The organism is Paenibacillus barengoltzii G22 (assembly GCF_000403375.2).
GTDB classification, from domain to species: domain Bacteria; phylum Bacillota; class Bacilli; order Paenibacillales; family Paenibacillaceae; genus Fontibacillus; species Fontibacillus barengoltzii.
Genome location: NZ_KE159652.1, coordinates 1,488,249 through 1,501,160, shown reverse-complemented (window position 1 = coordinate 1,501,160; position 12,912 = coordinate 1,488,249). Strand labels below are relative to the sequence as shown.

Sequence of the window (12,912 nt, the reverse complement as noted above, 5' to 3'; positions counted from 1 at the left end):
AAATTTTCAGCTTTACCTACTTGTCCTTTTCATCCATTTGAATGACGCGGAATCGGTTTCGGTAGGCTCCCGGGGTCAAGGATGTCTCACGTTTGAACAATCGGGAGAAATAATTGGGGTCCGAGATCCCGCATTGCTCGCCAATCCGTTTGAGCGGCTCGTCGGTATGGGCAAGCAATCGCTTAGCCCGTTCAATCTGCTGATGATGACGGTATTGCAGCGGACTCATTCCCGTATGCTGCTTCAAACATCTTGCTAAATAATCAAAATGATAATGCAGGTCTCGCTCCAGTTCCTCTGCGTCAAACGGGAGGTGCAATCGTTCTTCCAAGTAAGCTGCCACCTGCTCGCTGAGATCCGCAGATCGGGATTGCGGACTGCCCTGCCGCATTCCCTGTTGTAACTGGAGGAGCAACTGTCCGAAGCGAAGCTGCAGCTCGAAGGAACGATATGGCGTTAGCGTGCGATGCAGTGCAACCATCTCGTCCAGCATCGGGCGAATCGTTCGGAGATCAATGTCAGCGAACTTGGGAATGTCAATGATCGCCGGACGCGGTTCAGTGTCCTGATCCGTTCGGGCAAGCAGCGGTTGCTGCCAGCTCTGCTTGTCCACCAGCTTCGGCGGAAGATGCGGTGAGTGGCAAAAATGAATCCAATAGACCTCGGTTTCCTCCTCGGTCGGACGGGTTCCGCGGTGTCTTTTCCCCGCTTCCAGCACCAACATTTTGCCGGCATCCATCTCGTAGGAGCGCCCTTCCTCCTCCATATATAGAGCGCCTTGTGCGCAAACAATCAAGTCATACGCCTCAAAGACCCGTTCGGCATGGATCACCCCCGGCCGCCATACCGCACAGCCCACTGCGGCAATCAGTGGATACGGCGGTGCCGTGAACTCCAGCACAAGCAAATCCTCACCCCCTATGCGATGTAGAAATTGTACTACTTTTCGTCGTATTTATCAGCTGTAGCAAGCGATGATTCCGCCTAGAATGGTAGGTAACGTACGATACTCATTTCTAGATCGGGAGGAACGTCCATGAGATTCCGTCAGGTTCATCTTGATTTCCATACCTCCGAAGCCATTGAAGGGATTGGCAGCCGCTTCTCCAAGCAGCAGTTCCAAGAAATGCTCCAGTTAGGCCATGTGGATTCGATTACCGTCTTCGCCAAATGCCATCACGGCTGGGCCTATCACCCTTCAACAGCCAACGAAATGCATCCGCATCTGTCCTTCGACTTACTGGGCGCCCAAATCGAAGCCGCCCACGAAATCGGCGTCAAAACACCGGTGTATCTCTCCGCCGGACTCGATGAGAAACTGACCCGCCGCCATCCAGAATGGCTGATTCGTGATCCGCAGGAGAAGCTGAACTGGGCGCCCGATTTTATGACGCCGGGATATCATCAATTTTGCATGAACACCCCTTACCTGGACATTCTGGCTAACCAAGTTCGTGAAGTGGTCTCCAATTATGACGTCGATGGAATTTTCCTTGATATCGTTGGGGTACGCGAGTGCTATTGCCAATCCTGCGTCGCAGAGATCCGCAGACGAGGCGAAGATTCCCGTGACCTGGATGCGATGAAACTCCTTTGGGAAGAAACGTTTCTTCGGTACGCCCAAACGATGGACGAAGCAGTACATCGCATCAAGCCCGGACTTCCGGTGTTTCACAACAGCGGTCATGTCAAGCGCGGGCGGCGAGATCTTGCGAAGCTGAACACCCATCTGGAGTTGGAATCGCTGCCGACGGGCGGCTGGGGTTATGACCATTTCCCGCTCTCAGCTCGCTATGCGCAAAGCTTGGGAATGGAGTTTCTGGGGATGACGGGAAAATTCCACACTTCATGGGGCGAATTTGGCGGCTATAAGCATCCGAACGCACTGAAATACGAGACAGCACTTAGCTTAGCAAATGGGGCCCGCATCTCGATTGGCGATCAGCTGCATCCGACCGGATGGATGGATCCGGCAACGTATGCGTTAATTGGGGAAGCATATCGGGAAGTGGAGGCTAAGGAGAAATGGTGCCGGGACGTGAACTCGGTCGCTGACGTGGCCTTGTTGTCCGCCGAGGCCGCAGGGGAGCCCGGAAACACAGCACAGCACGCCGATGCAGGAGCTGTCCGGATTTTGCTGGAGGGTCATTACCTTTTTGATGTCGTGGATACGGAAAATGATCTCAGCTCCTACTCCGTCGTCATCCTGCCGGACGTGATCACGGTCGACGAAGCGTTGAAGACGAAACTTACAACTTTTATCGCAAATGGCGGCAAAATTTTGGCAACGGGACGCTCCGGTCTTGCGCCGGACGGTTCCCATTTCGAGTTGGATTTCGGCGCCAAACCTCTTGGGGATTCGGCGTTTAAGCCGTCTTATTTTCGCCCGGACTTCGAGCTGTCTTCATTACGTAATGCTTCCTTCGTGATGTATACCGACGGTCAGGACATCGAACTTCAGCCCTATGGAATGAAGCTGGGCAGCCGGGAAAATTCCTATTTCAACCGTGACCTGTTCACCTTCTGCTCGCACCAGCACACGCCATCCAACCTGCAGGACGCCGGTCCCGGCATGGTTGAAGGCCCTGCCGGCATCTATGCGGCTTGGAACCTGTTTGAGGATTACGCACTAAAGGGCAGCTTACCCGTCAAGGAGATTCTGCATTATGCCCTTGACCGTTTATTGATACGTAAAACAGTAAACACCAATCTTCCAGCACAAGGCGTGACGACATTGCAGGCTCAACCGTCCGAAAATCGCTGGGTGCACCACCTGCTTTATGCCTCTCCAGTGCGCCGAGGACTCAACATCGAGGTCATCGAAGACCTGCCGGTTCTGAGCGACATCGAGGCCACGATCTCCGTGCCCGCACCAGTTCGGGAAGTCTATCTTGCACCACAGGGCCTGAAACTCCCCTTCCGTCAGGAAAATGGCCGCGTCCATTACACCCTGCCGCCGTGGTCCTGCCACCAAATGGTTGTGCTGCAGTTTTAGCAAGCAACCAACGCACAAAAGCCTTGAACCCCTTGGTTCAAGGCTATCTTTTTTCCATAAGCTTACCGCAGCGCCGCCAATACCTCTTCCGTCGACCGAATCTTGCCGATGCGAGGGAAGATATAGCGGCAGACGTAGTCATGCTCCTCTTTTGTTGAGGCCGTCATCGCGTCCTCAACGAAGATTTGATGATACCCGTGCTGGAACGCTTCACGGGCGGTGGTGTCCACCCCGATCGAAGTGGAGATGCCGCAGAGCACGATCGTATCGATGCCCCTCCGCCGCAACTGCAAATCCAGATCTGTCCCGTAAAAAGCGCCCCATTGCCGTTTCGTCACGACATGGGCTCCTTGAATGTTGGCTATTTCGGGCACAAGTTCATCCCAACCTTCAGGGTAAGCGCCTGGACTGAAATGAGCGTCCGTATCCGGTTTGAGCATATCCTTGCCATCCAGCGTAGATACGCGGACAAGCACCACAAATCCGCCTTCTGCAGCAAACGCTTGAGCCAACCGACTAGCATTGCTCACGACTTCCGCACTGCCATACGGCGCGCTTTCCCGAGAGGGATGGGCAATCCCTTGCTGTAAATCGATCAGCACAAGTGCGGTTTTTTCCGCAATGATCATCGTGCTCGTTTCAGGTTGGATCATTTCCATCATATCTGCTTAACTTCCCTTCTCTTGTATACTTTACTGAACGGTCGAATGGCTGGGCTCCCGCAGTTTTTTATACACTTTTGCATATACCCAAGCCGCGTTAATCAGGAGCAGCAGACTAGTAAGCAGGAAAACATAGGGGATGCCAAACCAAGCCGCAACTTGCCCGCCCAGCACCGAACCGGCGAATACTCCCAAGTAGCCAGCGGCCATACTAAATCCGAATACCCGGCCGGTTAGATGCTCTGGGGTGATTTTCTTAATCAAGGTATTCACGGAGGGATTAAGTCCTCCTGATGCCGCCCCCAGCAGGAACCGCAGCCCCATCAACTCCCATGGATTGCGGGCGATCGCCTGCGGGATAAACAAGATCCCCGAGACCAATAGCGCCGCCAACATCACTTTGTGGGCGCCAATTCGGTCGGACAGCTTGCCTAGCTTAGGTGCTGCCAAGATATTGGCCAACCCGGATGCCGAGAAAATGATACCGGCCAGCAACGCCACATGGCTGCTGTTACGGGAGATTTCATTCACATACACGGTAAGGACCGGCTCCACCGAATACATTGCAACACTCAGCATAAAAAACGTAGCAAACAGCGTCACCGTTAAGCCTTTTTCCGGCAACGCACTCCATACTTCCTTCATGCCCGCCACCTTCACTTCCGACCGTACAAACGTCTCTATAACGAAAAATAGCGTCGTTATGAAGGCGATCAGCATCAGTCCGCCAGTCAAGAAAAAGGTCTCTTGAATCCCGGCATGTTCAGCGATAAATCCGCCGATCGTTGGACCTAGCAGCGAGCCGGCGGTATTGGACGTAGACAAGAGCCCTAGTGCCCAACCGGCATGGGCCTTGTCCGTCTGAGTAGCAATCAACGTCGTACAAGCGGTGCTATAGCCAGTGATAATGCCTTGCAGGAACCGAAGGAAGATCAGCATGTGGACATTGGTGACAAACCCCATACATCCAATGATAATCGCCATCCCGAGGCTGGCCCGCAACAGCATTGGTTTCCGGCCAAATTTATCCGCCGCAAGGCCCCAAATCGGCGAGAAAATCGCCGAGACGATAAAAGTGATGCCGAAGGCTAGTCCGGAATACCGGGACACCGCATCAGCCTGATCCACCACCAGCTCTTTGATGTAAAGCGGCAAGATCGGTGCAAGCTGGCTCATGCCTACGCCGGTCACAAACATGCCGAACCAGCATACGATCAAATTTCTTTTCCAAATTGGCATTATCTTTAAGCCTTCCTTCTGTGACCCCTGTCCTCTGCGCGCGCAGATGAACATATGATGAACATTCTTGCAGGACAATATTAACGCGAAGAGTAGCTTTACTCCATGTATTATCTTAAACTCCATGGACGATTTTGCTGTAAAATTCCGATGGGCTCATCCCTTCGGTCCGTTTAAAAATGCGGCTGAAATAGAACTCATCGGTGAAACCGAGCTCCAACGCGATATCTTTGATTTTTTTATCAGTTTCCATGATCAGCTCTTTGGCTTTATCAATTTTTAGTTTGTTAAAGTACTCAATGACGGTGAATCCGGTCGTCTGTTTAAAAGCTCGTGACAGGTAATATGTGGACAAATGCACCTGTTCCGATAACTCTGCCAACGTAAGCCGCTCGCCCAGATGCTCACGCATGTACTGAATCACTTTCTCCACTTTGAGGGCAACCGCGTGGTTCTGAGTTTGTCTTTGCACATGGGCCAAGACTTCATACAGCAGTTGCTCCAGCCCCGCTCTCGTCAGCAGCTCATATCCTGGCAATTTAGCGAACCAGGCAGCCGTCAATCGGCGAAAGGCATCCTCGACCAAATATCCGTTTTGCAGCACCTGCATGGACGGAAGCGGCAAATGCTCAGTTTTCTGCCCAATGGTCCAAGTCCCGTCATCAAAGCGGATGCCCGCATAACTAAAATGGACGGAATAGAAACAGATCGGATCGGTTTCGTCCATCTGTATGTGATGAGGGAGACCCGCGTGGATGTAGATTAACATGCCTTCTTGAACGAGAAGTTCCTTGCGGTCCAACGTAATGCTGCCCTTCCCCCCGGTGACGAGCAGCAATTCGTGATGCGTAAGTGTTCTACGGATGCTGCTTCTTAGCTGTTTACCGTCATTCGGCTGTTTACTGTTGCAATAATGGATATGAAAATGTAGATGGTTCAGGTTCATCACCGCTCGCCCCCTCAATGAGACTTCCTGTGAAGTTTCTATGCAGTTTACAGCTACTGCGATTAGACCATACGTATGGGTAAACCGCAACCTCCCCCGTGCGAAGACGTAGATATAGTATCTGATTAGGGGAGGAAATCATGTGGGGTTATGGGTGCGTGAGGCGGAGCCAAGTGATTTCTATTATCTCTCGTGCAAAATCAGCGGTATCGCGATTATTGGTATGGGGATCTATGTGTTCATTCAATCGTTCTTCATCTAAAAAAATAAGGCCAACCTCATGAGGTTGGCCTTTGGGTTTGCTGTTATTTCACTTCCGTTGCCCCTGTTACTTTACCGTCGATTTTCGCGCTGGCTTGCACGTCGGCATTGGCGAAGTAAAGGTTGCCGTCGATCGTAGCGTTTTCGTACAGGTTGAAGCCGTTAGCTTCTACGTAGACATCACCTTTCACAGTGCCGCCTTGAATTCTCAGGTTTTCACTTTGAACCGTCAATTTCGGAACGGTTAAGGTGTAAGAAGCGGTCACGTTGTGGTCTTCATCTTGCGCATACAATGCGATCTTCCGGTAGATGTCTTTCGAAGCATCGTTTTTATCGTGGAATTCGCCAGCAACAACAACATCTTGGTCCACCGTCAAGTCGTTGAGAATCGCGATAATCCAAGTCCCTTTCTCACTCACTGCATTCACGAATGCATCCGATTGATTGACGATTGAAGCCGATGTCGTAGCATCCGCTGGTTTATTAGCGTTAGCCGCCGAGTTCCCGTCGTTTGAACCGCATCCTGCCAGCAGAGCCGCAGCAAGCCCGGCAACCACCAATCCTTTAACCATTTTCATATTGTTTCCCTCCTGTTTTTCTCTTCAGTTTGAATTATAAAAAAAAGTGGTTTTTGTTAATGTGATTTTTTTCACTTATATGTGCAAAATTTCACATTGCTAGTCACATCTTGTTCATCTTTGACATTCCCTCCTCTATATTTTCGTAATGGAAGCCGACCAACTCCCTGGCCGGCTTGTATCTATATGAACTCCCTCACGGGAGTGTTTTTCATGCTTCGTTCAGTCGAGCTGATGTGCTGGCGTCCCCATTGGCGAAGAGCCTGCGCCCCCGTCTACGCTGATTTCTGCACCAGTGACGTAAGATGAATCATCCGAAGCTAGGAATAACACCGCATTCGCCAATTCTTCCGGTTTCCCCATCCGGTTGAGCGGGATGCTTTGTTTCAAATATTCTTCGAGCGGGCTAAATTCCGGAACCGATGTATCCCCCCAAATCGGTGTCTTCGTTGCGCCAGGAACAACGGTGTTAACGCGGATTCCCCGCGGCGCGAATTCTGCCACCAATACCCGTGCCATGCTGGTAACCGCTCCTTTACTTGCAGCATAAGCTGCATATCCTGGACTGCCGGCCTTTGCCAACACGGAGCCGTTTAAAATCACCGATCCGCCTTCTTTCAAATATGCGGAAGCTGCTTGAATTGTAAAGAACACTCCGGCGATGTTCACATCAAGGATCTTCTTGAACAAAGATGGATCTGCACTGCCAAGCGGCGTGTTGCCGCTGATACCGGCGTTCGCGAACACGATGTCTAACCGGCCAAAGCCGTCAACCGCTGCCGTGACGGCTTTCTCTGCCCCCTCTGGATCCGAGGCGTCTGACACTACGCCAATCGTGTTGGCAATACCCAACGCTGCAACAGCTTTATTCAATTTCTCCTGATCCCGGCCTGTGTTCATTGACGAAGGCTGCTAATGGGCGGTTTCTCCTTTCATCCTGAGTTTATCATAATGAGAACGTTCGGTAAAGTATTATTTTAGATTTATCGTTCTCAAATTATAAACTCAAAAAAACAGCTCCCGGTAACGGAAATATCCGTCCGGGAGCTGCGTCATTCCTACTTACTTCTATTTAACTTTTACCGATAGAGATTTAACTCGGCGATCGACCACCACCACGATGGCGTCGTGGAGGTTTGAATGATTTTCACATAACGCGCCGTTTGCCGAGGGAAGGTCGTTACGATCTGTTTGCTCGTTCCGACATCCTCAGCAACCAACGTCCAGTCCACCCCATTCTCTGAGGCAAGGACTTGATAGCTGTGAGCATAGTCGTTGTCGCTCTCGCCCGAGTCCATGCTCAGCTTACTGATCGTCCGCAGGCCGCCCAGATCAATCTGAATCCATTGGCCTGGTGTCTGCGCCTCACCGGACGTCCAGCGGCTGCGCAAATTGTCATCCAACATCTCCAAGATATCCGCAGCGGTAGAAGCGGTAACCGTCCACCCAGAACGGTCCAGCACATTAAGGAAATCGTCCTCTCCGGCTAACGGTTCTGCAATCCATGGCGTCGAATCAGCGGTAAATACCTTCACATCATGAATCGACCACCAGTGCGAATCGGTCCCCGTTTGTACGACTTTAAGGTAACGGGCCGTCTGCAGCGGGAAGGCTGCCGTTACGACTGGGCCATCTCCTTGCCCCGTAGCGACAGGTTCGCCCCAGGATTGACCGTCCAGCGAGACGTACACCTCATATCCGCGCGCATAATCCTCGTGGCTATGCGCACTGTCCATGACGATTTGGTCAACTGGCAGGGCCGTACCCAAATCCAGTTCGAACCATTCGCCGCCGCTTTGCTCGCGGCCGCTCGTCCAGCGAGTTGCTTCGTTGCCATCCAGCATCGCTTCTGCTTCTTCACCAGAAGAAGCTGTAACGGACCAGCCGTCAGGAATCAGTTCCTGTTGCTTGCCGATACCGTAATCATAGACGTTAAGCTCGGCAATCGACCACCAACGGTTCGCTTCGCCAGTTTGAACCAGCTTGAGATAACGAGCCGTTTGTGTCGGGAATGTAATCGACATGCGGCCCGATTGCCCTTGACCGCCGATCACCGGCTTGCCCCAGTTCTCCCCGTCGTAGGAGACATAGAGAAGATAGGAACGCGGATAATCATCACTGGCATGACCAGGATCAAGCACGAGAGAATCAAATTGATACACTTCGCCTAAATCCACTTTCACCCATTGTCCCTTCGCCTGATCGCGTCCATTCGTCCAAAGCGTGTCGCGATTGCCATCCAGCATGTTAGCCGGTACATCCCGGCCTTGCGAGGAGGAGGCAGTCACAACCCATCCAGAATGGTCTGCTAGAGAACCGTCCGATGGCAATGGATGCTGCGGCTCCGGATCTGGCTGCGGTTCAGGTTCTTCCGGTTGCGGATCTGGCTGTGGTTCGGGCTCAGGTTGTGGTTCGGGCTCCGGTTGTGGTTCCGGATCTGGCTGCGGTTCTGTCACTGGCGGCGTTACAGGTTCCATATTGCTGAATTCAGCCAGCTTCAGCTCCGTAATCGACCACCAACTGTCAGCAGGCTCTGTCAGCACAATCTTGATATAACGAGCCAGTTGCTTATCGAAGGATACAACCAAACTTGGCGAAACCCCAGTACCTGTTGCTACCGGTTCATTCCAGTTCTCGCCATCCGCCGATACGTAAACTTCATAACCATGCGCATAGTCTCCCCAGTTGGTGCCGGAGTTCATAAACAACGTATCAAACGCTTGCTCCGTGCCCAGGTCGATTTGCAGCCAGTCGCCAGGAGCTTGCAGTTGTCCCGAAGACCAACGGGTAGACAAATCGCCGTCCACAAGGCGCCCAACATCCTCAGAGCTGGAAGAAGCCGTGATCGTCCATCCGTCTCGATCGACGTATTTTACGCCTTGCGACGGATCCGGGCCTTCCAGCACCGTCTCTTCAAACGGATTCACTTTCGCTTGGGCTTTAGCATAGACCGTTGCCGATCCAAGCGGCCCATTGGCATTATAGAAATGCACCGTTTTGGCGCTGTCCGACGGGTTCCAGATTTGCGCCGTGTAGACACCATCTTTTTCATAGACGGTCACTGCTGGATCATCTGCCCAAATATCCATAGTTCGGGTACCTGTCGATACCATGCTATGAATAAACCAGTAGGCGTTAAACACTTCGTTTTGCTGCATTTGGCTGGTATCCCATTTCGCCAGCGCCCCTTCCGGATCACCGATCGATTGGAACGGCCAAATAATGTGCTGCCAGGAACGTTCTTGCTGACCGCCGAGATCCTTAATCAAACCGGCGTACAGCTCGTTCGTTTTTTGCGGGTCCCGACCATAGTAAGTCATCCATTCTGCCGGCGGAAGCCAGTGAATGCCGTAAATCTGCTCCGGATCTCCGGAGAAATACGTACCAAACGAATAGGCGCTGCCGTAAACTTGGCCTACGGCTGCATGATTGAAGCCTTCCACCCAGTTGTCATGATCGTAGTTGAACCAATATTGCTCAGCAGCTTTTTCCTCAGTGGTGAAGCCCCAAATCCCGGTATCCCGGTATTCGTCATTGCCCGTCACAAGCCCCCACATATATTCGCCGACCCAGCTGAACAGAGCTTCGCCGGCAGCTTCCTGGTTATTGCCGCTGCGGTTGTCCGCATAGCCGCCTGCCCAGGAATGGCCTTCGTACGGGTCAAAGTTGCGGAGCCATGGGAACTGGCTGTCTGTTCTCGACGGGTTCGCATAGTCGCGAATCAGCAATTCGATCATATCGCGATAATCTTGAAGGAACTGCTGGTCATACGTCGCAAGAACTGCGGAAGCAAAGATGTAATAGCCGTACGTGAAGTGATGATCCGTTAAGCCGGTATTCACGCCAAAGCCGCTGCCATACGGGAAGATCGCGCCCCACTCATCCGAGTAATGGAAATAGTAGGAGTGCAATCGTTCTTCCGGCGAATAGGTATACCAGTCTGTCAAAATTTCCTTCAGCTTCGAGAGATAGAAATCTCTCCGTTCCGTATCACCAATTTGATCACTAATTAAGACACCTAAGGCCAAAGGATGAAGCTTCTTGCCTTGCCAATAAGGGTCATCACTCATGATGTCCCCCGACACATCCGCATCTAATTGATCCAAGTATGCGATTAACTGTGCGCGGGAGTAGGTTGGATCGTTAGGTTCTACGAACTGAGGAATGATTCCATAGAAACGGTCTTGTGTCGTAAAAGAGTTCCCTTCCCGAATCTTCAACAAACCACGGATCGAAGGGTAGCTTAAATCCGTTAACGGTGTGCTCGAAATCTTCCATTGATGCGGAAGCAGTGCCATGAGCGTCTCCGAAGAGAAGCCAGGTCGCTTCAGCTCTGTGATCGATTCAAAATCCGTTGTCACGAGCGAAGTCGCTTGATCGTAACGGTAGTCCACTCTCGTATCCGTGACGAAGGCATAAGCGTGCTGATAATATTTGCTAAGGTCTCTTGCCGACGGCAGTGTAGCCACAGACAAGTAATTTCCGCCTTGGCCGAATTTGATCTTAATCGTATTACCGAGCTTCATAAACACCGTGCCTTCTGGAGCATACACCCCGTAATGGCGAACGAACGTCTGCGGCTGCGGCGCTTTGTCCTGATTCGTCACTTCGATGCCGATGTGGTCCGTGGTCAGAGTGTCGCCGTCATTCAGCAGAATCGGCTGGTTGTTATCATCATACAGCCGGGTGATGAACTGTGACTGGAGAATCGCCGCATCCGGGTTTTCAAATGTGTTATAAAGGAACGGCGAGCCTTTGACGAACGTCGTGCTCATTTTCGCTGTATCATCGTCGCTCATGACAACCGTGGCTGAATAATCGCCATATCCGGAAATCTTCGTGACAACGTTAGCAGGGTTGATCGTATTCGTCGACAGAATCAGATCCGATTCGCCGTCGGCATCAATCGAACCTCCACCGCCCGATACGTAACCGGCTCCCGGATTCAAAATGTTCAGCCCCTGCTTGGTATACCAATTTTTCAGGGGAAGCGTGATCAAGCTGTTCCCGTCGCCCAGATTTGAAATCAGAATGTTTTGCCACCAGTCATTGGACGGGATGGGGCTTTGAATATTGGATGTGCGGTACTTCGGATTTTTAGGCTCCAGCATCGTTACATCGTTGATTTCATAACTGCCCGCACCAAGCTGAACGGCGGAAGTGGTTGGTACTTCCGGAATGTCATAAGTGGATTTCGGATCCCCTTCCCGGTAGGCATAAACTCCAAACTCGTACAGCGAATACCCGTTCGTTGTGCCGCGGCCTAGACCCGCCATTTTCACGTAACGTGCTTTCGCGTACACCGGAATGTTCTCCCGTCCTCCCGATCCGTTGAGTTCACGGTAAACGGTGGTCCAGTTCTGCGCATCATCGGACACTTGGATATCGTAGGCACGTCCGTAAGCCGCTTCCCAATTGAAGGATACGCTGCCGATTTCGCTGACTTCACCAAGGTCTACGTAAATCCATTCGTTATCCTGATAAATGGAAGACCAGCGAGTATCGTTGCTGCCGTCGGTGACGTTGCTCGCCAAATAGTTCTTCTCTTCCATTTTGGCTTTATCCTCAGCCGATTTGCTTGGCTCATTAATCTCCAGCGAAGACGCCGTTACCGGCTTGCCCAGCGCCAGGTTGACGGCAGCTGGCTTCGGAGGAAGACTTACGCCGCCGGTGCCATAAACGTTAAATTCATAAATGGACACCCCGTAAGCTTCTTGAGCCCGCTTGGTGCTGTACACGCGGACATAGCGGCCTTGGGCAGCAACGTCCACCTCGGTCCATCCGCCTTTGCCTTCCGTAGTGGAATACACGGGCTCCCAATGAACTTCATCATCAGATACCTCAAACTGAAAAGCGCTGGCATAAGCGTTCTCCCATTTGACGGAAATCTTCGAAATGGTCGCGCTGGCGCCCAAATCGACGTAGATCCATTGCGGATCTTTCTTCCACACACTTTCCCACCGGGTGTTCTCATTCCCGTCAACCGCCATGTCCGGCGTGTTACCGCCCAGCGAAGAGGAACTGTAGACCGGTCTATATAGTGATAATAAATAATCGCCCTCAGCGGCATGAGCTGCCGGTGCCGGCAAGACTTGCACACTGCTGATCAATAAAATGATCGCGGTCAATAAATTCGCCCAGACAGTCCGGGCATGGCGCTTGCTCACGAACGCTCTTTTCATGATTTCTCTCCTTTGTTTTGATTAACTATAAAGCGCTCTACCACCGACT

Annotated in this window: 9 protein-coding genes; 2 read left to right on the top strand and 7 right to left on the bottom strand. The window is 51.9% G+C overall.

The window, feature by feature from the left end; translation table 11 throughout:
* Positions 1–16: 16 nt before the first annotated feature.
* Positions 17–901, bottom strand: coding sequence for a helix-turn-helix domain-containing protein (locus C812_RS07015; protein ID WP_244268291.1), 885 nt, complete (start codon positions 899–901; stop codon positions 17–19).
* Between the two features lie 135 nt (positions 902–1,036).
* On the opposite strand from C812_RS07015, the gene C812_RS07010 reads away from it, so the two are divergent.
* Complete coding sequence (locus C812_RS07010) at positions 1,037–2,995, top strand: alpha-amylase family protein (RefSeq protein ID WP_016311967.1); 1,959 nt, start codon at positions 1,037–1,039, stop codon at positions 2,993–2,995.
* Between the two features lie 62 nt (positions 2,996–3,057).
* Here the strand turns inward: C812_RS07010 and C812_RS07005 are convergent, their stop codons facing one another.
* The 3 genes from C812_RS07005 to C812_RS06995 all read right to left on the bottom strand — a co-directional run bounded on the left by C812_RS07005 (position 3,058) and on the right by C812_RS06995 (position 5,842).
* Entirely contained in the window at positions 3,058–3,654 is a 597-nt protein-coding gene (locus C812_RS07005) for a hydrolase (RefSeq protein WP_036624775.1), read from the bottom strand.
* Positions 3,655–3,687: 33 nt separating this feature from the next.
* Positions 3,688–4,896 (bottom strand): multidrug efflux MFS transporter, encoded by a 1,209-nt coding sequence (locus C812_RS07000; protein WP_016311965.1) that lies wholly within the window; start codon positions 4,894–4,896, stop codon positions 3,688–3,690.
* 115 nt (positions 4,897–5,011) lie between these two features.
* Positions 5,012–5,842: an AraC family transcriptional regulator gene (locus C812_RS06995; RefSeq protein WP_016311964.1), complete on the bottom strand. Its 831-nt coding sequence runs from the start codon at positions 5,840–5,842 to the stop codon at positions 5,012–5,014.
* Between the two features lie 142 nt (positions 5,843–5,984).
* On the opposite strand from C812_RS06995, the gene C812_RS23130 reads away from it, so the two are divergent.
* A complete protein-coding gene (locus tag C812_RS23130) occupies positions 5,985–6,104 on the top strand; it encodes a DUF6199 family natural product biosynthesis protein (RefSeq protein ID WP_016311963.1) in 120 nt (39 codons plus the stop codon).
* Positions 6,105–6,147: 43 nt separating this feature from the next.
* On the opposite strand, the gene C812_RS06990 is transcribed toward C812_RS23130, so the two are convergent.
* The 3 genes from C812_RS06990 to C812_RS06980 all read right to left on the bottom strand — a co-directional run bounded on the left by C812_RS06990 (position 6,148) and on the right by C812_RS06980 (position 12,863).
* On the bottom strand, positions 6,148–6,681 hold the full coding sequence (locus C812_RS06990) for a polymer-forming cytoskeletal protein (RefSeq protein WP_016311962.1): 534 nt from the start codon (positions 6,679–6,681) through the stop codon (positions 6,148–6,150).
* Between the two features lie 222 nt (positions 6,682–6,903).
* Positions 6,904–7,581 (bottom strand): SDR family NAD(P)-dependent oxidoreductase, encoded by a 678-nt coding sequence (locus tag C812_RS06985; protein ID WP_016311961.1) that lies wholly within the window; start codon positions 7,579–7,581, stop codon positions 6,904–6,906.
* Between the two features lie 179 nt (positions 7,582–7,760).
* Positions 7,761–12,863 carry a discoidin domain-containing protein gene (locus C812_RS06980; protein ID WP_016311960.1) on the bottom strand — a complete coding sequence of 1,701 codons (5,103 nt, stop codon included), beginning with the start codon at positions 12,861–12,863 and terminating at the stop codon, positions 7,761–7,763.
* Between the last annotated feature and the right edge of the window lie 49 nt (positions 12,864–12,912).

What these genes read in the sequence shown, in the direction of transcription:
- C812_RS06990 (WP_016311962.1), bottom strand. Translation starts at nt 6,681, where the DNA reads ATGAAAATGGTTAAAGGATTGGTGGTTGCCGGGCTTGCTGCGGCTCTG.
- C812_RS07005 (WP_036624775.1), bottom strand. Translation starts at nt 3,654, where the DNA reads ATGGAAATGATCCAACCTGAAACGAGCACGATGATCATTGCGGAAAAA.
- C812_RS07010 (WP_016311967.1), top strand. Translation starts at nt 1,037, where the DNA reads ATGAGATTCCGTCAGGTTCATCTTGATTTCCATACCTCCGAAGCCATT.
- C812_RS06995 (WP_016311964.1), bottom strand. Translation starts at nt 5,842, where the DNA reads ATGAACCTGAACCATCTACATTTTCATATCCATTATTGCAACAGTAAA.
- C812_RS07000 (WP_016311965.1), bottom strand. Translation starts at nt 4,896, where the DNA reads ATGCCAATTTGGAAAAGAAATTTGATCGTATGCTGGTTCGGCATGTTT.
- C812_RS06980 (WP_016311960.1), bottom strand. Translation starts at nt 12,863, where the DNA reads ATGAAAAGAGCGTTCGTGAGCAAGCGCCATGCCCGGACTGTCTGGGCG.
- C812_RS06985 (WP_016311961.1), bottom strand. Translation starts at nt 7,581, where the DNA reads ATGAACACAGGCCGGGATCAGGAGAAATTGAATAAAGCTGTTGCAGCG.